This is a genomic window from Pyxidicoccus sp. M6, from assembly GCF_055568925.1.
Window position 1 is genome coordinate 9817644 of record NZ_CM145714.1, and the last position, 19636, is coordinate 9837279.

Below are 19636 nucleotides of genomic sequence, written 5' to 3' on the forward strand. Positions count from 1 at the left end.
TTCCAGGAGGCGCGACACGCTGTCGTACGATCCACTCGCTCGACCTTCTTCATCTCGAAGCAAGGTCGGGGGGGAGAGCCCATGTCGCTGTTCAAGTCCGGTTGGTGGTTGGGTGTGCCATTGCTCGTGCTCGGCTCTGCCGCGGGCGGCGCGTACCTCTACCACCACTACCGCGACGCGGACTGGGAGCACCGCGAGGCCGAGTACCAGCGTCAGCTCCAGGGCCACCTCACCGACCAGGAAAAGCAGATTGAAGCCTTCAACGCCCAGCTCGGGATGATGCGCTCGCAGCTGGTGACGCCGGCGGACCTGGAGAAGAAATACAGCGCGCTGCTCACCGCGAGGGACGCGGACTTCGAGAAGTTCCGCCGCGACCACGCCCTCGTCGTGAAGAGCCTCTCCGACTCCATCCTCGAGCTGAAGCAGCGCGCACAGGACGGAATGGAGGAGGCACACGAAGAGCCCTCACCCGCGTCCGGGCCCGGCGACACCGCGACGCCCTCCGCGAAGCCCATCATCTCGTACGCGTTCGCGGACAAGGACGGCCGCATCCACCTCACCGACCCCGACATCTGGGTCCAGGGCGATGAGGACCTGGAGATGAAGCAGTTCTTCCGGGTGAAGGGCACCGTCGTGCAGCAGAAGGACGGCTCTCTGATGGCCGAGCGCATCCAGCTCCTGGAGGTTGCTCCCGACGGGCAGACCGCGGGGCAGTACCGCGAGCTCGCGGAGGCCAGCCTGGTGGACGCGAACTTCACCTACGCGAATCCGCCGCAGGAGGGACCGCCGGGCGACGCGTGGCTGAAATGGGGCCCGGGCTGGATGGCCACCCTGGGGACCTCTTTCCGCTCGGAGCACCTGCTGCGCGTCGGCGCCTCGGCCAGCGTGGTGCGCATGGGAGACGTCGGTCTCGCGGGCGGCGTCTCCTCCGATTTCGACTCCCTCGAGGGGAGTGGCGGAGATGCCTTCGTCACCTACAGCCCGACGGTTCACGGCAAGCGGCTCGGCGTGGCGCTGGGCGGCGGAGTCCACCTTCCCCTGGGCGGCACGACTCGCGTGCGTCCCAACCTCACCCTCAACTTCGTCGTCTATTGAAGGAGAACAATCATGTCCCGTAGCTCCCCCGTGATGAAGCGCCTCGGTTTGATGGGAGTGCTGGCGCTCGCGCCGGTGTCCGCGCACGCCGGCACGCCCAAGCCCGCCGCGACGAGCAAGCCCGCCGCGACGAGCAAGCCCGCCGCGACGAGCAAGCCCGCCGCCGCGCCCTCGAAGGCCCCCGTGGCGCGGGCATGGGTGCAGGGCATCGACGTCTCCCGCTACCAGCCGAAGGTGAAGTGGGACGCGCTCAAGGGGAAGGCTGCCTTCGTCTTCGTGAAGGCGACGGAGACCACCGGCGAGGTGGACCCGGACTTCAAGACGCACTGGAGCGGGGCGAAGAAGGCGGGCCTGCCCCGCGGCGCCTACCACTTCTTCCACCCCAAGGAGGACGTGAACAAGCAGGTGGCCAACTTCACGCGGCACCTGAAGCCCGACCCCGGTGAGCTTCCTCCCGTCGTCGACGTCGAGGAGTTCAAGCACGAGTACGACGGCCTCACCTGTGAGCAGCTCGCGGGGATGCTCCAGCAGTTCTCCCAGGGCGTGGAGAAGGAGCTCGGCCGCAAGCCGATGATCTACACGAACCACGTGACGTGGAGCACCAGCTTCTGCGACCACCCGTACTTCGTGGACCACCCGCTCTGGCTCGCCGCGTACACGAACCAGAGCGAGCCGAAGCTCCCCAAGGGTTGGAAGCAGTGGCACTTCTGGCAGTACACGGAGAAGGGCCGCGTGGAGGGCATCGACGGCGACGTCGACCAGAGCTACTTCAACGGCACCTCGGAAGAGCTGAAGGCGCTCTTCGCCGCGAAGTAGTCACGCGCCCGGCGTGACCTTCGAGCAGGACGGCTCACGAGCGGCAGCCTGGGACGGGAGGGCCAGCATGGCGGTGCCCGGAGAGAAGGCCTTACCTTTCTCCGTGGGCCGAACGGGACTGCTCCATGCCACCAGCCAGCCGGGCCTCATTCCAGAATCTGACCTGGGTCCAGGCCGCCGTGCTCGTGGGGGCGTACCTCGCCCTGGCGGCCGTCTCCAACCATTTCGCATTCCCGCCCCACCCGAGCGCCGTGCTCTGGCTGCCGAGCGGGCTCTGGCTCGCCTTCCTGCTGCGGGCCCCGCCCCCGCGCTGGCCGGCCTTGCTTGCCGCGCTCTTCCTGGCCGAGCTGGCTGCGGTGCTCCTCCATGGCTTCCCCATTCCCGGCTGGGTCGTCGTCCTGTGGGGTGTGGCCAACTGCCTGCGCGCGCTGGTGGGCGCATGGCTGATGCGGCGCTTCGTGGGCACCCATGTCCGGCTCTCCCGCCGCTGGGAGATTGCCGGGCTGATCCTCTTTGGTGGAATGGTGAGCCCGCTGGTCAGCGCGACCCTGGGCTCCTTCGGCTACACCTTCTCGAGCTCGCCGTCCTCGTTCCTCGGGGACTGGGTCCACTGGTGGATGAGTGACGCGCTGGGAACGCTCCTGGTCGCCCCCCTGCTGTTGACCTGGAATCCCGCGACCTTCCAGCCGAAGCGATCGCATCGTTTCCTGGAGCTGGGGGCGATTCTCGTGCTGACGACGCTGGGCGCGCACCTCGTCTTCAGCCAGCCCGCGCCCGAAGGCGTCGGCGCCCCACTGGCCTACGTCTGCTTCCCCTTCGTCCTCTGGGGAGCGCTACGACTGGGCCCCCTGGGCGCCGCGAGCACCTCGGCGGTGATGGCGATGCTCGCGCTCTGGCACACCCTGCTCGGACAGGGCCCCTTCGGGGCCATGGAGGTGTCGCTCCAGGAGAAGGTGCATTCGCTGCAGCTGTTCCTGGCGATTCTCAGCCTCACGTCGCTGATGCTGGCGGCGGTGGTCACCGAGCGCTGGCGGGAGAAGGAATTGAAGCACCTGCTGGCGGATGCGGGACGGGTGGTCGCCTCGTCCCTGGCAGTCCACGAGACGTTCCCGCGCGTCGCGAGCCTCGTCGTCCCGAGGGCCGCCGATGGCTTCGCCGTGTGGCGGGTGGGCGAGAACGGACTGCTGGAGCGGATGGCGCAGGCGGGATGGAGCTCCACCCGCGAGGCGCACCTGCGCGGGCACCTGCTGCCGCTGCCCACGGCTCCGAAGCGATGGAGCCTCGCGGAGTGCACGGTGGTGCTGGCGCCGCTCGTGGCGCGGGAGCAGGTCCAGGGCGTGCTCGTGCTGATGCGCGATGAGCGGGCCTGCTTCGCGGGCGCCGCGGACCTCTCGCTGGCCGAGGAGCTGGCCCACCGGTTCTACCTGGCGCTGGAAGCCTCGCGCCTCTACGAGGAGGCGAAGCAGGCCATCGAGGTGCGCAACGAGTTCATCGCCATCGCCGCCCACGAGCTGCGCACACCCATCACCACCCTCACGCTGCGCATGCGAAGCGTGGAGAACCTGCTTCAGCGGGAGTGCGGCTCCGAGGCCGTACGCGAGAAGGTCCACGCCATGTCCCGCCAGCTCGGGAGGCTGAGCCAGCTCGTCGAGCGCGTGCTGGACGTGGGGCGCATCACCACGCACCGGCTGGAGCTCCAGCGGGAGCGGGTGGACGTCGGCGAGTTGGTGGAGCAGGTGGTGGAGACCTTCGCCGAGGAGGCCGAGCGTGCGGGCTGTGCGCTGCGAGTGGAGACGGAGGCGGGCCTCCAGGCGAGGTGGGACGCGGGCCGCGTGGAGCAGGCGCTCGCCAATCTCCTGACCAACGCGCTCAAGTTCGGAGCCGGCAAGCCCATCGAGGTCCACGCCTCGCGCGAGGGAGGCTGGGTGCACCTGGCGGTGAGGGACCAGGGCATCGGCATCGCCCCCGGCGCGCTGGAGCGCATCTTCGAGCGCTTCGAGCGAGCGGTGTCTTCCCGCACGTACGGCGGGCTGGGCCTGGGGCTGTTCCTCACGCGGTGGATCGCGGAGTCCCACGGGGGGACCATCCACGTGGAGAGCCGCCAGGGAGAGGGCTCCACCTTCGTGCTCCAGCTCCCCGTGGGCATGCAGCCCGAGGCCGGAGCGGACACCGCACGCCCCGCTCCGGCGTAGACGACGGCCGGGACCTCCCGCACGACGGGGAAGGCATCGAAGGAAGAGGCTCGGGCGCCGGTGCGTCTGGCGGCCTCACAGCGCCGTGCGAGTCAACCGGACGTCGGCGTTCGCCCACGCCTTCTCGAACTGCCGCCTCACCGTGGCTGCCTCGGCGCTCTGGCCCTGGCCATCCAGCGCCTGGGCGAGGCCGAAGAGTGCCCAGCCATTGCCGGGATTGCGGCGCAGGTCCTCTCGGTAGACGGCCTCCGCTTCCTTCCAACGCTTCGCGTCCAGCAACGCCGCGCCCTGATAGTGGCGCACCGGGTAGAACCAGTCGGCGGGCTCCGAGTAGGCCAGCTTGTCGGCGGCCTTCACCGCGACCTCCCAGCGCGCCAGTGCGTCTGGACGCCCCTGCCGCTCGGCGAGGGCCGCTTCCAGCACGAGGCCCGCCACGCCCAGCACGTCCCGCGCGGAGTTGTTGCCGGCCGTCATCTCCGCGGGCACGCCGGCGGCGAGCTTCACCAGCTCTGCGTGGTCCGCTCGCGCCTCGTCGAACCGCCCCTTGGCGACGAGCGCCAGGCCATGCGCGTGCAGCCACAGGCCCAGGTGCACCGGGAACTTCGCGTCCGGCCGGGGCTCGGCGAGCAGCTCGTCATGACGTCCGAAGCGCACCATGGCGAGCAGGGGCTCGGAGACGAAGAAGTCCATCCCGGGCATCATCTCCAGCATCTCCGGGGGCATTGCCTTCGCCGACGCCCGGGCCGCCCGCAGCGTCTCCTCGGCGCGGCCCTGCATGGAGGCGGAGAACGCGAGGAACCCCCAGTTGTGGGCGACGTACATGGGGTAGTAGCCCAGGGGCTTCACCTGTTGGAGGTAGGCCTCGTCCGCCTCGATGGCGCGCCGGTTGCTCTCCGACGCCTCCGCGTACATGCCCACGCGCTGGTAGATGTGCGCCGGCATGTGCACCAGGTGCCCGGCTCCCGGCATCAGCCCCGGCAGCCGCCGCGCGGAGGGCAGCGCCCGCTCGGGCTGGTTGGAGGCCTCCACCGCGTGGATGTAGTAGTGGTTGGCCCCGGGATGGTTCGGCTCGCGCGCGAGCACCGCCTCCAGCCGGGAGACAATCTCCTCCGTGCCCGGTGCCGCCTTGCCGTCGAGCGTCCACAGCTTCCAGGGGTTCAGGTCCATCAGGGACTCGGCGAAGAGCACCTGCACGTCGAGGTCCTCGGGGAAGCGCCGGGCCACGTCCCGCATGGCATTGGCGTAGGCCTCGTTGAAGGGCTTCATCTCCTCGGGCTTGCGCGGCTCGGGCCCTCCATAGCGCCGGCCCAGCGCGCCAATGAGTGCCTGCTCCACGGGAGTCACCCGGGAGGCGAGCGCCTGCGCCTTGCGCACGCCCTCCCAGGCGACCGCGGCCCGGTCCGGGAGCATGGGGACGTTGTAGTTGGGCCCGAGCACCAGGGCCACGCCCCAGAAGCACATGGCACAGGTGGGGTCGAGCTGGGTGGCCCGCGCGAATGAGCGCGCGGCCTCGTCATGATTGAAGCCATAGGCGAGGCGCAGTCCCTGGTCGAAGTAGGCCTGGGCTTCCTTCGACGCCGTCGTCACCGGGCGGTGCCAGGTGCCTAGGTCGTCGAAGAGGACGGCGCCCTCGGCGAGCGAGGAGAGCGTCAGCCCCTGGGGCGGCGTGGCGTGCTTTTCGTGCTCACGCGCGCCGGGAGCCTCCTGGGAGCCCACCCGGGCGGCGGGGGGCTGCTGGTTGGGCGCGGACGACCGGGCATCCGAGCGCCCTGCGAGCAGCATCGACAGGACGAAGGCGAGCAGCACGGGGGCACGCATGGGGACCTCCTGCGGGAGCCCACATTCCGCACCCCCGCTCACCCATGAAGGGTGGGCCCGCGTTCGCCCGAGGCAATCCACGGCGAGCACTCCACGCAGGCCTCGCAACCCCGGCCGGGTTGGGGAAGGCGCTCCACGGCGGCGCGCGGACGCGGGCCCGCGCCCCAATAGATGAGGAAGAAATCCGCCGGACGCCGTTGAGAGGGAGGCTTTCGCACTCTCAGGGGCCAGAACATGCACACCACGACGACTCATCTCATCCACGCCGCCATGCGCACCGTCCCGAGAGGCCGGCTTCGCGCAGCGGCCCTGCTGATTCTGGGCGCCGGAGCCCTCCTCTCTCCCGGTGCCGCGCTGGCGGGCATCGCCTGTCCGCCACAGGCTCGCTCCCAGGAGACCCTGCTCACGCCGAGCACCGGTGGCGGCACCAACGTGGCGGGAGACAGGTTCGGTGGCGCCGTCGCGTGGGGAGACTTCAACCGCGACGGGTGGGCGGACCTCGTGGTCGGTGCCCCCGAGGACGAAGTGGGCACGGAGCGCTCCGGGGCGGTGTTCGTCTTCCTGGGCTCGCCCACGGGCCTGGGGACGGGCACCGTGCTGACGCAATCCAAGGGCGGCGGGAGCAACGAGGCGGGAGACCGGTTCGGCTTCTCGCTGGCCACCGGCGACTTCAACGCCGACGGCTATGACGACCTGGCGGTGGGCGCGCCCCTGGAGGACCGGGGCGACACCAACGACGGCGTCATCTACTACTTCCTCGGCTCTTCGTCCGGCCTGTACTGGGGCACCTTCAAGGACCAGGAGTCCCTCGGCGGCGTGATGGAGGCGAACGACCAGTTCGGCTACGCGCTGGCGGCGGGGGACTTCAACCACGACGGCTATGACGACCTGGCCGCGTCCGCTCCCAACGAGGACGACGCGGGCGCGGTCTTCCTCCTCCGCGGCTCCACCTCCGGGCTCCAGGCGTGGACCATCAAGACCCAGTCCCAGGGCGGCGGGGGCAACACGGATGGGGACCGCTTCGGCCATGCGCTGGCTGCGGGAGACTTCAACGGCGACCTGTACGACGACCTCTTCATCGGCACGCCCTACGAGGACCTGGCCGACGCCACCGACACCGGCGCGGTGTTCCTCTTCAAGGGGAGCGGCACCGGCCTCACCACGGGGAGTTGGTTCTCGCAGACGCAGGGCGGCGGAGGTGACGAGCCGGGGGACCACTTCGGCGCCGCGCTGACGATGGGCGACTTCAACAAGGACAACAAGGCCGACCTCGTCGTGGGCGCGCCCGATGAGGCGCCCGGTGGACTTCCTCGCGGCGGCTCCATCTTCGTGTTCCCCGGCACGACGGGCAGCCTCACGGGCTACTGGCGCTCGCAGGAGAACAGCGGCGGCGACCCCGTGGAGCTGTCGGATGGCTTCGGCAGGGCGTTGGCGGCCGGAGACGTGGACGCGGATGGCTACGACGACCTCGTGGTGGGCGCCCCCAACGAGTCGCCCACGGGCAGCATCAACTCCGGCGCCATCTTCCTCTACGCGGGGACGCCGTCGAACCTGCAGACAGGCCGCCGCCTGACGCAGCAGGACCTGGGGTCCGCCAACGAGCCCGGGGACGGGTTCGGTACCGCGCTCGCCATCGGTGACTCGAATGGTGACGGCAGGGGCGACGTGGCGGTGGGCGTGCCCGGCGAGGCGCCCTACTCCGACCCCGCGTCCGGCATGGTGGGCGTGTACCGGGGCCTCGTGCCGGGGCTGGCCCTGGGGCCGGTGCTGGCGTCGGTGACGAACACCTCGATGAAGGTCTGGGCGCGGGGTCATGCCGCGCGCACCTTCCGGGTGCAATACAAGCCCACGTCGAGCACCGTGTGGCTCACCAGCGCCGAGGCCCTCTTCGACGTGAACAAGGACCTCACCGCCGTCGTGACGCTCACGGGGCTCTCGCCGAACACGTCGTATGACGTCCGGCCGGTGGTGGACTGCGAGGTGGACTCGCAATCCCAGGCCACGGTGGGAACGCTGATGACGCCGGGCACGGCGGGCACCTTCCGCTTCGCCTTCGGCGCGGACATCTCCGCTGGCTGGATTTACGAGCCGGACCCGGCGAAGAGCGCCCAGGTCGAGATCTTCGACAAGCTCGCCGCGAAGGCCCCCGACTTCTCGCTGTTCATCGGCGACCTCGTGTACGCGGACTCGGGCGCCGTCATCGCCTCCACGTACGACCAGTACCTGGCGAAGTACCGGCAGAACTGGGCGCAGGCCTCGCTCCGCTCGCTGATGCGCCAGAGCCCCATGTTCATGATGTGGGACGACCACGAAATCCAGAACGACTGGGACAACGGCAAGACGGGCAAGTACGTCCCGGCGCGCGCCGCGTACGAAGCCTACGTCGCCAGCCAGGCGCCGACGCCGCGGACGGCCGGCGAGCTGTACTACTCGTTCCGGGTGGGTCAGGCGGACTTCTACGTGCTCGACACGCGCAGCTTCCGGACGCAGAACACGTCCACCAACGACCCGGGCGAGACGATGCTCGGGGCGACGCAGAAGGCGGACCTGAAGGCGTGGCTCTCCGCCTCCACGGCGAAGTTCAAGTTCCTGGTGTCCTCCGTGCCGTGGAACGACTTCGGCACGACGGGCAGCGACGCCTGGGCGGGCTTCAAGGCCGAGCGCGCGGAGCTCTTCAACTACATCAAGGCCAACAACATCCGCGGGGTGGTGCTGCTATCGGGAGACCAGCACTGGTCGGGCGCGTTCAAGCTGAACGACATCGCGCCGTACAACCTCTACGAGTTCATGCCCACCCCGGTGGCGACGACGCGCCGCGCGGCGCCCACCGCGTCGGACCCGCAGGTGCTCTTCCTGTACGACGCGACGCCCGTGTACGGCGTGTTCGACGTGAACACCACCGTGAGCCCGGCCACGCTGACGGTGCGCTACTACGACTCCAACAACGTGGTGCGCTACGGCCCGGTGACCTTCACGGAGAACAGCATCTCTCCCTGAGCGGCGTAGGGCCTCGACAGGGGCCCCTGTTCCGCCGGGCCTTCTCTCCGCGGGCCCGGCGGGCGGCGAATCTGTCCTCCACCCCACAAAACATGCGTGAGGTGGCTGACCCTCCCGTGAGCAGACACGCTATTGCATTTGCAATCCTTGCTCCTGATAGCGGGGGCATCGAGTCACGGGGGGTTGTCCACATGCATTCCGAAAGTGATTCCGCTCGCCTATCGCGGCGTGGATTCCTCATTGGAACCGGTTCTGCCCTTGGCGCGCTCACGCTTCCCTTGCTGTCTACCCGCGCGGTGGCCGCCGCCACCGAAGCGGTCATCGCCAACGGAGAGCGCGTAGCCGCGCTTGTCATTGGCAGCGGTTACGGCGGAGCGGTGGCCGCGCTGCGACTGACGCAGGCGGGCATCAAGACTCACATCGTCGAGATGGGACAGAGTTGGACGACTCCGGGCTCGGACGGCAAGGTCTTCTGCAACATGCTGAATCCCGACGGACGGTCCTTCTGGCTGAAGACCAAGACGGATCAGCCCGTCGGCTACTTCCTCGGCATCCCGGTCAACAAGACCATCCCGAAGTACACCGGCGTGCTCGACTCGGAGAGCTTCGGCGCCATCCGCGTCTACCAGGGCCGAGGCGTCGGTGGCGGGTCCCTGGTCAACGGAGGCATGGCCGTCACTCCGAAGCGGAGCTACTTCGAAGAGGTCCTGCCGTCGGTCGACTCCAACGAGATGTATTCGAAGTACTTCCCCCGTGCGAACGCCGCCCTCGGGGTCAACAACATCGACCCGGCCTGGTTCGAGACCACCGACTGCTACCAGTACGCCCGGGTCAGCCGGATGCGGGCGCAGAACGCGGGCTTCAAGACGACGTTCGTGCCCAACGTCTACGATTTCGAATACATGAAGCGTGAGGCGGCCAATGGAGTCCCACGCTCCGCGCTGGCCTCCGAAGTCATCTACGGCAACAACTCCGGCAAGAAGTCATTGGACAAGACGTACCTCGCCGCCGCCGCGGCCACCGGCCGGCTCGCGATTTCGACCCTGCACATGGTGACCTCCGTCGCGCCAGCTTCCGGCGGAGGCTACGCCGTCGAGATTCGGCAGCTCGACACCGCCGGGAACACCGTCGCGAACAAGACCGTCACCGCGGACCGGGTATTCTTCGCGGCCGGCAGTGTCGGCACGAGCAAGCTGCTGGTGTCGATGCGAGCCCAGGGCAAGCTGCCCAACCTGACCCAGGCGGTGGGTGCGGGCTGGGGCAACAACGGGAACGTGATGGTCGCCCGTGCCGGGCTGGACCTGACCGGGGCCCTCCAGTCGGGCATGCCTGCCATGGGCATCGACAACTGGGAGGATGCCGCCGCGCCGGTGTTCGCGGAGATCGCGCCGTTCCCGGCCGGCTCCGAGCTCTGGGTCAATCTCTATCTGGCCATCACCCGGAACTCCAACCGCGCCAGGTTCTCGTTCAACGCGGCCACCGGCAAGGTCGACCTCTCGTGGACGTCCAGCATGGCCCAGCCGTCCATCGACGCGGCGAAGCGGGTGTTCGACGCCATCAACAAGAAGGCCGGCACCGTGTACCGGACCGACCTCTTCGGCACCTACAAGACCTGGGGCGACGACCTCACCTATCACCCGCTCGGCGGCTGCGTGCTGAACGAGGCCACCGACAACTACGGCCGGCTGCCTGCGTATCCCGGGCTGTACGTCATGGATGGCTCGCTGGTCCCGGGCAGCATCGGAGTGAACCCGTTCGTCACCATCACCGCGCTGGCCGAGCGCAACATCGAGGAGATCATCAACACCGACCTGACCTAGGCAGGCCGTTACGGAAATCCCTCGTAATCTTTTCTGGGCCGGCTCTCGTCTTCGCGCCTCTCCACATTGAGACACGGTTCTGCCCACGGAGGGCAGAGCCGTAGCTCCACTGAGACACAAACACTGGAGAGCACCTCATGAAAAAGTATGTGTTGCTGTCGATGGTCGCCGCTGCGCTCGTGGGTTGTGGAGGAGGCGAGGAATCGTTCGAGATGGAGGGACAGGAGGACGAGACGGGGAACGTCACCGCCAGCGGGGTCGGCTGCAAAGTCTACATCGACTGGTGCAAGTCGCCCACCACCGGCAACGTTGAATGTTCCAACAACGGTCAGTGCACCTCCTTCCAGCACGCGCTCAACTGCGTTGCGTTGTTCAAGAAGTACTGCTGAGCGCGACGCTCCTCCGGGACGAAGCACACGCGCCGTCTCGCGAATTCTACCCGGGCATAAATGACGCCGATTTATACCCGGGTAGGTCGTCGCTACTTCGGGCTGAGCCCCTTGTTTTTCCTCGGGTTCCTCGTCGCGTGTCACATCTGGCCGCGCTCGCGTGTGTTTCTCCCCGCAACCGGAAAGGGAGATGCACATGCAACCCAGATTCAGTCGTTCAGGACGCAGCGCCAGCACGGCCCTCATGCTCGCCTTCTCGTGGCTTGCCTGGGGTTGTGGCGGCGAAGGCTCCCCCCGCGAGGGCCACGAGGAGACACAGCAACTGGGCCTCGTCGAGAGCTGTGCCACGGTGGTGCCCACCGGCGTGACGGCCAGCGGCGACGATGGAAACGTGCCCCAGAATGTCCTCGACGGCCTGCTGTCCACGCGCTGGTCGTCCTATGGTGCCGGGCAGTTCATCACCGCCGATCTCGGCTCGACGAAGACCGTCTGCTCCGTGTCCGTGGCCTGGTACCGCGGCGACCTGCGCCGCAACACCTTCACCATTTCCGTCTCCGAGGATGGCTCGACCTTCACCGAGGTCTTCTCGGGCCAGTCGAGCGGAGCCTCCGCCGCGCTCGAGACCTATGACATCCCGGATGGCACCGCCCGCTACGTTCGCGTGACGGTCAACGGCAACACCGACAACCTGTGGGCCTCGGTGAGCGAGCTCGGAGTCCAGGGCTCCGGCACGACGACGCCGCCTCCGCCTTCCGGCACCTGCGACCGGACCGCCACCAACGCGGCGACGCTGGCGAGCCAGTGGAGCGCGGCCACCGCCGGGCAGACCCTCTGCCTGGCCACCGGGAGCTACGGCACGTTCACCGCGGGCGCCAAGCCTGGAGTGGTGACCGTCAAGCCCCAGAGCGGAGCCACCGCCACCCTGGCGCTCCGCTTCAACGGCGCGAACAACGTCCGTCTCGAAGGGCTCACCATCACCTCTGCCACGCTGCTGGGCTCGACCCGCAACGTGACCATCACGGGGAGCCGCTTCACGGGCGCGGCGACGATTGACGGGGTGGCCAACTCCAACATCCTGTTCGACAACAACAGCCACCTCAACATCAACGCCCCCACGGGCTCCGTTCCGGCACGCATCCACCTGCCCTACAGCAGCGCGACACACTCCGGCGTCACCATCCAGAACTCGCGTTTCGAGGGTGGCGACGCGGACGGCATCCAGACGGGAGTAGGGGTCAACATCCTCAACAATCAGTTCAAGGACATCCAGGAGAACGGCCCCAACCACACCGACTCGGTCCAACTGCTCGGAGCGCCGGGCGCGGTGGTTCGAGGGAACTACTTCCTCAACTGCGTTACGGGCATCGTCGCCTTCGACGGTGTCGAGCGCGCGGTCATCGAAGACAACGTGCTGGATCTGCGCGGCCGCCCGTGGGCCATCGAGCTCTACTCGGATGACGGTTCCATCATCCGCCACAACACGCTGATGCATGGGGCCTGCGCCTACAACCTCCCCTGCGGAATCATCGACATCACTCGCAAGACGGCGGACGACGCCGGGCGGGGCACGGTGATTGTCGACAACGTGGCGACCGAAATCTCGGTGTCCAACGGCTCCACCGTGGCGGAGCGCCACCACAACCTCCTCCGGCAGGGCGCCCAGAGTGGCGAGCTGACCGGCGTCCCGGTGTTCGTGGGGGGAACCCAGCCCACGGACTACTCCGGCTTCCGCCTCGCGACGGGGTCACCCGGAAAGAGCGCGGCCTCGGACGGTACGGACATCGGTATTCGTTGACGGTGAAGGGCGCCAGGCGGCTGGCTGGCGGACCGGAGGCGCGGGGACTCGAGCCCCGCGCCTCCCCTATACTCTTTCGTGAGGACCCACCCATCGGTACGTCGTGGAAAGGCAACCGCGAGGAGATCGCCTCGCTCTATCGGGACTTCGCTCCGGCGATCCATCGTCAGTGCCTGGCCGTTCTCCGCGACCCGGAGGAGGCCCGGGACGCCACGCATGAGGTCTTCGTGAAGCTGTGCTCTGCCCGGCGGCTCCAGGACCGCGAGCACGCCGCGGCGTGGATCTACCGCGTGGCGACACACCATTGTCTGAACCGGGTGCGGAACGCCCAGCTTCACCGGGGAAAGCTGAACCAGCTGTCTCTCGACGTCGCCTCCACCGTGGCGCCCGAGACCTTCTCGGCGCGGAAGCTGACGCAGCAGCTCCTGAGTCGCTTCGATGAGACCACGTGCGTGGTGGCCGTGGGCGTCCTGGTGGATGGCATCGAGCAGACCGAGCTCGCTGGGATTCTGGGCCTCTCTCGCCGGACGGTGGCCCGCAAGCTGGAGCAGTTTCTCGCGCAGGCGCGAGCGTTGTTGAATGGGGGGAACGCATGACGGCCTGTCCTTCGCGAGTCGCCCTCGAGCAGTACGTGCTGGCGCCTGCCACGGCCGCCGCGCGCGCGCACATCGAGTCCTGCCCCGAGTGCGGCAACCAGGTGGCGCGCATGCGGGAAGAGGATGCATCGTTCCGCCGCCATGTCATGCCCGGCACCATCGATGCGGCGGTGGAGGCCGCCTCCGCTTCCCGGTGGAAGTGGCCGAGGTGGCCCATCATGGCACTGGCACTTCCGGCCATGGGGTTGGCGGTGGCGCTGATCGCGGTGCTTTCGCGGCCCATCGCCCCGCCCTCCGATTACGTAGGCGTAAAGGGAGCGGGCTTCTCGCTGGAGGTCTTCACCGAGGTCCAGGGAGGTTCCCGCCACGCGGCCGACGGCGCCGAGCTCCCGAGTGACGCCCGCGTCCGCTTCTCGGTGGCTATCGATCGGCCGTGCCATCTCTGGATCGTCTCCGTCGATGCCGCCGGGCAGCTCTCTCGCATCTCCCCCGCTGACGGAGACGGCGGAGCTTCGACACAGGCCTCGGGCCCGGTCTCCGGTGGCGGTCAGTTGGACGGTGTGGCGGGGCCGGAACGATTCGTTGCGCTCTGCAGCCCGGAGCCCCTCTCCTGGTCCGCGGTGGAAGAGGCCGTTCGGCGGACCTTCTCCCCACCCGGCGCGGACAGCGTCCGGCAGAAGCGTGACGTTCGAGGCCTTCCAGTCGGTGTAGCGCAGGCGAGCATCCTCGTGGAGAAGCGTGGATGACGCTCCTGGCGTTCCTCTCGGCTGCGCTCCTGAGCACCGCCCCGGCAGGACCCGCGCCGCGGTACGCCCTGGTGGTGGGGAACGACGAGGGGGCACCCCAACGGTCCCGGCTCTGGTTCGCGGAGCGCGACGCGGACAGGGTCGCGCGCGCCCTGGTGGAGCTGGGAGGATTTCCCGCGGAGCAGGTGGTGGTGCTGCGCGGCCAGGGGGCACAGGGAGTCCGGCAGGCGCTGGCCCAGCTCGAGCAGCGCATTGCCCGGTCGCCTGCCCGAGAGCGGTCGCTGTTGGTCTTCTACTACTCCGGCCACGCCGACGCGGCGGCGCTCGAGCTGGGGCGCGAGCGGATGAGCTTTGACGAGCTGCGGGGCCTGACCACCCGCTCCTCCGCGGCAGCGAAGGTGGTGCTGGTGGACGCGTGCCAGTCCGGTGCGCTGACGCAGGTCAAGGGGACCCGCGCCCTTCCCTCTCTCGACTTTCCGCTGCTGGCTCCGGGGGACGCGGTCAGGGGCGTGGCCTTTGTCGCCTCCACGGCCATGGGCGAGGCGGCGCAGGAGTCCGCGGCCCTGGAAGGAAGCTTCTTCAGCCATCACCTCGAGGTGGCGCTCCGGGGCGCTGGAGACAGTGATGGAGACGGCACGGTCACCCTCACCGAGGCCTTCAGGTACACCTCCCACCAGACCGTCATCGACACCGCCGCCACCGTGCGCGGGGCTCAACACCCGACGTACGACGTGAAGATGTCGGGCCGGGGAGATGTGGTGCTGAGCGACCTGCGGCGGGCGGAGTCTCGGCTCGTACTGCCGAAGGATGCCTCCGGGCTGTACCTGGTGCGTGGAGGGCCCGGCGTTCTCGCGGAGATTCCAGGAAGCCCCCAGGGGCTCACGCTGGGACTTCCCGCGGGGCGCTACGAGGTGCAGCGCCGGGAGGGGAAGCGCCGGACGGGAGGGCAGGTGGTGTTGGCGGCCGGGGAGACACGACAGCTCGACGGCCTGGTGGCGCTCGGGCCCGAGGAGGCGGCCGCCAAGGGAGGTGAGACGGTGGAGGTGCTGGCCGGTGGCGCGCTCATCACTGGGCTTCTGCCCGGCTTCGGGGCCAGCTTCGCCGGTCGCGTGGGGATGAGCCGCTTCGTGGGCGGGGCTCGGCTCCGCTTGAGGCTCGACGCGTTCGACCACGAGGGCAGGAAGGGCGTGCTCCAGTACCGGCTCCGGGGATTCAGCGTGGCGGCCGCGGGCCTCCATGGCGTGGGCGTCGGGCGCATCCTCCTCGAGGTGGGGCCGGAGCTGGGCGGCACCTGGGCCTCGCAGAAGACCTCGGAGGCGCGCTGGTCGGCCCCCATCTGGAGTGCCGGCGCGGTGGCAGGCGTCTCTCTCCGACTGGGCAACGAGGCGCGGCTTGCGCTGGAAGTGTCTGGCGCGGCGCTGGCTGTGCCCATCAACCGGCAGTGGAAGCTCCGCCCCGGACTGACCACCGCCCTGGCCCTGGGTTATGGCTTCTAGAGCGCTCCTTGCCGCGTGGGCACTGGCTCTCGCCGGCTGCCAGATGACCTTCATCGACGAGGTTGGCTTGCGCGCGAGTCAGCTTCCGGCCCATGCGCTCATCGTGGATGGGAGCTCGCTCGGGGGCCGGTGCGACGACGCCTTCTCCGCGGAGCAGGCCCTCTCATCCCAGACGCCGTGGTGCACCATCCCCCGCGCGCTCGAGGCCGCGCCGCGCGGCTGGTCGGTATGGCTCCGTGGCGGTGCCTACCCTGCCCTGATGGCTCGGACGCCGAGCGCCCGAAGCGCTGAGCTGGTCCTCCAACCCTATCCCCTGGAGCGAGCGGAGATCGCCGGGGTCGTTCTGGAGAGCCAGCAATACCTCCGGTTCCAGGGACTCCACTTCACGGGCCCGATCTCAATCAAGGCGGGCGTCTCCCACGTCTCCTTCTCCGATTGCGACATCACCTCGGAAACGCCGGCGGCGGGGGTGCACGTGGAGGCGCCAGTCGAAGACTTCTCGCTCGTTCGCTGCACCGTCCATGATCTCCACGAGGATGGAGATGGCGTCTCGGGGCGTGGCTTCATTGCCGATGAGGGGGGCGCCGGGATCCGCCTCCTGGAGAACCGCTTCCTCCGCCTGGAGGAAGTCGGGGTTCGCATCGCCAGCGCTCGAGACCTCACGGTGGAAGGCAATCAGCTTCCGGACAGTGCCCAGCCTTTCTTCATCACGGAGTCCCGTGACGTGACGCTGCGAGCAAACCGGGTCCACGGGGCCGGCGGCCCGGTCTGGCTGCACGGCATCGAGGGCCTGCGGCTGGAGAACAACCTGTTCACCGGCTTTCTCTACTGGGCGGTGGACCTCGCCAACGTGCCGGCGGCGCGGATCCTGAACAACACCGTTTGGAGCAACGGTAAGGGCGGCATCGATCTCAACGACGAGTCGGGGCCGGCCACCGTGGGAGTGGTGCTGCAGAACAACATCCTCCAGACGCTCGACGGCCGGAGCGCCAGGGCGGCCGCGTACGCGTTCGAGGACTACAACCTGGTGGGCGGCGGCAACGTCTCGGGAGCGCACGACCTGGCCCGTGCGCCCTTGTTCATGGATGCGGCAAGCCGCGACTTCCACCTGGCCCCGGGCAGCCCGGGCATCGACGCCGCGCTCGCCGACGGGGCTCCGGGAGTTGATGCCGACGGACGTCCTCGATGGGATGATCCGGAGGTTCCAGATACGGGCGCGGGTGATCCGCCGCACGGCGACCTCGGAGCATTCGAGGGCCGTTGACCGGCGCAGTTACGGCGGACAGCGGAAACGAAAAAGGCCCCAAGTCTCGTGGACTTGGAGCCCTCTCCGAAGCGAGGAGTACGGGACTTGAACCCGTGGGCAGGGCGATAGCAAACCCCAAGCAGGACGCGCTGTTACCCGCTATCGCCTTGATTTCCCTCGGGTCCGTCATCCCGCCTCGTCCCACTCCGTCCCCCGGTGTGCCGCCTCGAACCACGCTGGAGGGGCACACTGGGGGCACATGCGCCCCTTTCCTGCCAGTTCTCCGCATGGACGATGATGAGAAGCGCCTCATGAGAGCGGCCTGTGAGTGCGCCGAGCCGAGGTCAGCAGGCGGTGTTCCTATAGTTCGTCTTATGCAGTGACCGCATTGACCAACTACCCGTCCTTATGGGGTAACCGCCACTACTTGCCCTTGCGACGGCGCCCTTGAGTCTTTTTCTTCTTCTTCGGCGCCTTGACCTTGCGCTTAGCGTTAGCCTCCTTAAGCTTTTGCCGCACCTTGGTCAGTTGTTCACTAATCACATCGAGATCGTTCGTAGGATCAGGGACACCAGCAGCGCCCAGGTAGCGTTGCATGTCATGTTCAGTCTTTCGAAGATAGGCTCCCTCAAAGGCGAGCGAGTCAGACAGAGGAATCTGGCCAACAACAGCCTTAAACCCAGTGCCTACGCTCTTCAACTGCCAGGGCACATCCATCTCATCAAGGAAATGCTTAGCAGTCGGCCCAGTACTGGGCCAGAGTTCCTTCAGATGGTGACGCACAAGTATTTTTGTGTCCTCAATCTGTACCGGGACCTTAACAAATAGCGTTTGCGACTGGAGGAATCTCCCAACAGAAGAATAGTCTACGATGTATGCCCCGCTTTTCAGCTTTCCCAGACTCCATGGGAGTGAGTTCATGACGCACGGCACAACAGACTTCCAAGTCACATTCGTCCCGAGCTGAGCTCGGATTGCGTCTGGATATTTTTCCGCGCCTGACGCAAGCCGCTGAACCTGCTTAACCGCCTTGGCCATTTTCTCCCCGAACCAGAAAAGCGCCATCGGCCTGCGCAATGGGAGGGAGTAGCTCTTACATTCAAAAACAAATAAAATATCATCCCACACGAAAGCTGCATCATACTGATACGTCTTGTCGTCACGACTGAAGCTGAAGGACTTGGCATTTAGCTTTGCGCCATTGAGCAACTTCAGTGTCGCTTCTTCGAACGCAGTGCCCTTCGGACTGATCGATACTTGCAACAGCGAAAGCCGTGAGAGCACAACCCGAGGCAGATTGATCGTCTTGACGATGCCAGTGTGATAGACGAACGAACCGCCTTGCACTCGTATCAAGGGAGTATCAAACAGGTCACTTCGCCCTTTTGAAAGCGTGACCAAGTGTACGAATCGGGCGGACGCCTCGGACGACATTCCTACTTGTTGCAGTTCCTGTAGTGCTTCCGACTCGGAGATTTCGTCTACGAGTTTCTCGGATGCACGCGATGCTCGTTTCTGTAGCCACGCATAGCCTCTAATCCACTCTGCAAATCGCAAGCCGCCATAGCTATTTGAATCCTCCAACACATTGAAGTGCAAAAGGTTGCAAAGGCCAATTGCGGAGAATGCCTCTTCCTTAGATACGTATTGCTGCGGTGCTGGCGCAACGGCCTGCCCATCAGGCGGAATGCGTTTATCCACATTGGCCATGAAGGCAAGATCGGCCAAGTTGTCTAGGACATAGCGGTCTAGACGTTCCGAGGCGATGTGATCCATGAGATCTAAGGCCGTAAAATTCGGCTTGAACACGACGCTCTTTAGCGTTTTCTTGCTTCCGTCAAGGTCGACAGACGACATTTCGCCATCCGAGACTGTTCCGCCGAAAAAGCGCCACTGCTCTTCACTATACTCTATGTTGCTCCAGGCATTGCCAAGATACTCAGTAATGCCAACTGCATAGACATCCTCTTCAGAGGTGTCAACACGCGCCGGAACAACAACTCGATCTTCGCTGTCGATCCACCCATTGTTAATCGCCAGCATCGTGATTGATGAGGCAGTAACCTCTGCAAGTTTACCAAGAACGGAATCAGGCCGGTACAAGCCCCCTCCGTCTCCCTCAACGAGCATTGATGCAGGGTCAAAAATACGGCGGTTCTCACGTATTTGTTTCTGGATGTGTTGCTGAAGATCGTCCTCGATATGCCGAACTTGGCGGCCCATCCGAACGATCACAGCCCAAACATGACGGTCGACGGGAAGGCGTCCGGGGGCAGTTTTTGGCAAGGTCGATAGAAGCTCTCGAAAGCAGGCTTCGAAGCGCCTTCCCTCGGCAAGCCTATTCTGAATCTCTTGAGCACGATCGCGAAGTCCAGCATTCTCAAGCGCCGCCAATAGCGCGGTAACAAACGCTTCCCGCCTCTTGACCAAGCTTGCCTTCGGATACCGCTGCACAAGTTGAGTGCTCCGGTTGAACAACTCGGCAATATGCTCAACTTCGTCGGGATCTGAGATGTCAACTTTCTTGGCACAGCCAGCCCAATCAAGGGCTGCCACCAGTTTGTCGAGAGGATCAAGCGTATCTTCTTCATTCAGCGTATCTTCTTCATTTGAAGCTGTCATTGCCTCTC

General features: G+C 66.8%; 13 protein-coding genes. 11 read left to right on the top strand and 2 right to left on the bottom strand.

Going from position 1 to position 19636, the window contains the following annotated elements; genetic code table 11:
- Positions 1–81: 81 nt before the first annotated feature.
- The 3 genes from ACVTJA_RS38470 to ACVTJA_RS38480 all read left to right on the top strand — a co-directional run bounded on the left by ACVTJA_RS38470 (position 82) and on the right by ACVTJA_RS38480 (position 4103).
- Positions 82–1095: a hypothetical protein gene (locus ACVTJA_RS38470; RefSeq protein ID WP_465827767.1), complete on the top strand. Its 1014-nt coding sequence runs from the start codon at positions 82–84 to the stop codon at positions 1093–1095.
- 12 nt (positions 1096–1107) lie between these two features.
- Positions 1108–1911: a glycoside hydrolase family 25 protein gene (locus ACVTJA_RS38475; protein ID WP_465827769.1), complete on the top strand. Its 804-nt coding sequence runs from the start codon at positions 1108–1110 to the stop codon at positions 1909–1911.
- Positions 1912–2036: 125 nt separating this feature from the next.
- Positions 2037–4103 carry a sensor histidine kinase gene (locus ACVTJA_RS38480; protein WP_465827771.1) on the top strand — a complete coding sequence of 689 codons (2067 nt, stop codon included), beginning with the start codon at positions 2037–2039 and terminating at the stop codon, positions 4101–4103.
- A 75-nt stretch (positions 4104–4178) separates the two neighbouring features.
- Here the strand turns inward: ACVTJA_RS38480 and ACVTJA_RS38485 are convergent, their stop codons facing one another.
- A complete protein-coding gene (locus tag ACVTJA_RS38485; protein ID WP_465827774.1) occupies positions 4179–5921 on the bottom strand; it encodes a tetratricopeptide repeat protein in 1743 nt (580 codons plus the stop codon).
- Between the two features lie 234 nt (positions 5922–6155).
- Here ACVTJA_RS38485 and ACVTJA_RS38490 point away from each other — a divergent pair, with 234 nt between their 5' ends.
- The 8 genes from ACVTJA_RS38490 to ACVTJA_RS38525 all read left to right on the top strand — a co-directional run bounded on the left by ACVTJA_RS38490 (position 6156) and on the right by ACVTJA_RS38525 (position 17024).
- Positions 6156–8918, top strand: coding sequence for an alkaline phosphatase D family protein (locus tag ACVTJA_RS38490; RefSeq protein ID WP_465827776.1), 2763 nt, complete (start codon positions 6156–6158; stop codon positions 8916–8918).
- Between the two features lie 278 nt (positions 8919–9196).
- Positions 9197–10738, top strand: a complete 1542-nt coding sequence (locus ACVTJA_RS38495; RefSeq protein ID WP_465827778.1) for a GMC oxidoreductase — start codon at positions 9197–9199, stop codon at positions 10736–10738.
- Positions 10739–10875: 137 nt separating this feature from the next.
- Positions 10876–11127: a hypothetical protein gene (locus tag ACVTJA_RS38500; RefSeq protein ID WP_465827780.1), complete on the top strand. Its 252-nt coding sequence runs from the start codon at positions 10876–10878 to the stop codon at positions 11125–11127.
- Positions 11128–11323: 196 nt separating this feature from the next.
- Positions 11324–12922, top strand: a complete 1599-nt coding sequence (locus ACVTJA_RS38505; RefSeq protein ID WP_465827782.1) for a discoidin domain-containing protein — start codon at positions 11324–11326, stop codon at positions 12920–12922.
- Positions 12923–12924: 2 nt separating this feature from the next.
- Positions 12925–13518 (top strand): RNA polymerase sigma factor, encoded by a 594-nt coding sequence (locus ACVTJA_RS38510; RefSeq protein WP_465840624.1) that lies wholly within the window; start codon positions 12925–12927, stop codon positions 13516–13518.
- On the top strand, positions 13515–14264 hold the full coding sequence (locus tag ACVTJA_RS38515) for a hypothetical protein (protein ID WP_465827784.1): 750 nt from the start codon (positions 13515–13517) through the stop codon (positions 14262–14264). Before ACVTJA_RS38510 ends, ACVTJA_RS38515 begins: the two co-directional genes overlap by 4 nt.
- A complete protein-coding gene (locus ACVTJA_RS38520; protein WP_465827786.1) occupies positions 14261–15760 on the top strand; it encodes a caspase family protein in 1500 nt (499 codons plus the stop codon). Before ACVTJA_RS38515 ends, ACVTJA_RS38520 begins: the two co-directional genes overlap by 4 nt.
- Positions 15761–15803: 43 nt before the next feature.
- Positions 15804–17024 carry a right-handed parallel beta-helix repeat-containing protein gene (locus ACVTJA_RS38525; protein WP_465827788.1) on the top strand — a complete coding sequence of 407 codons (1221 nt, stop codon included), beginning with the start codon at positions 15804–15806 and terminating at the stop codon, positions 17022–17024.
- A gap of 405 nt (positions 17025–17429) precedes the next feature.
- On the opposite strand, the gene ACVTJA_RS38530 is transcribed toward ACVTJA_RS38525, so the two are convergent.
- The gene (locus ACVTJA_RS38530) at positions 17430–19628 is read right to left on the bottom strand and encodes a hypothetical protein (protein WP_465827790.1); all 2199 of its coding nucleotides are present in this window, start codon (positions 19626–19628) and stop codon (positions 17430–17432) included.
- Between the last annotated feature and the right edge of the window lie 8 nt (positions 19629–19636).

Excerpts from the sequence above, each read along its gene's own strand:
- ACVTJA_RS38505 (WP_465827782.1), top strand. The coding sequence starts at position 11,324 with ATGCAACCCAGATTCAGTCGTTCAGGACGCAGCGCCAGCACGGCCCTC.
- ACVTJA_RS38470 (WP_465827767.1), top strand. The coding sequence starts at position 82 with ATGTCGCTGTTCAAGTCCGGTTGGTGGTTGGGTGTGCCATTGCTCGTG.
- ACVTJA_RS38515 (WP_465827784.1), top strand. The coding sequence starts at position 13,515 with ATGACGGCCTGTCCTTCGCGAGTCGCCCTCGAGCAGTACGTGCTGGCG.
- ACVTJA_RS38500 (WP_465827780.1), top strand. The coding sequence starts at position 10,876 with ATGAAAAAGTATGTGTTGCTGTCGATGGTCGCCGCTGCGCTCGTGGGT.
- ACVTJA_RS38525 (WP_465827788.1), top strand. The coding sequence starts at position 15,804 with ATGACCTTCATCGACGAGGTTGGCTTGCGCGCGAGTCAGCTTCCGGCC.
- ACVTJA_RS38485 (WP_465827774.1), bottom strand. The coding sequence starts at position 5,921 with ATGCGTGCCCCCGTGCTGCTCGCCTTCGTCCTGTCGATGCTGCTCGCA.
- ACVTJA_RS38480 (WP_465827771.1), top strand. The coding sequence starts at position 2,037 with ATGCCACCAGCCAGCCGGGCCTCATTCCAGAATCTGACCTGGGTCCAG.
- ACVTJA_RS38475 (WP_465827769.1), top strand. The coding sequence starts at position 1,108 with ATGTCCCGTAGCTCCCCCGTGATGAAGCGCCTCGGTTTGATGGGAGTG.
- ACVTJA_RS38490 (WP_465827776.1), top strand. The coding sequence starts at position 6,156 with ATGCACACCACGACGACTCATCTCATCCACGCCGCCATGCGCACCGTC.
- ACVTJA_RS38530 (WP_465827790.1), bottom strand. The coding sequence starts at position 19,628 with ATGACAGCTTCAAATGAAGAAGATACGCTGAATGAAGAAGATACGCTT.
- ACVTJA_RS38520 (WP_465827786.1), top strand. The coding sequence starts at position 14,261 with ATGACGCTCCTGGCGTTCCTCTCGGCTGCGCTCCTGAGCACCGCCCCG.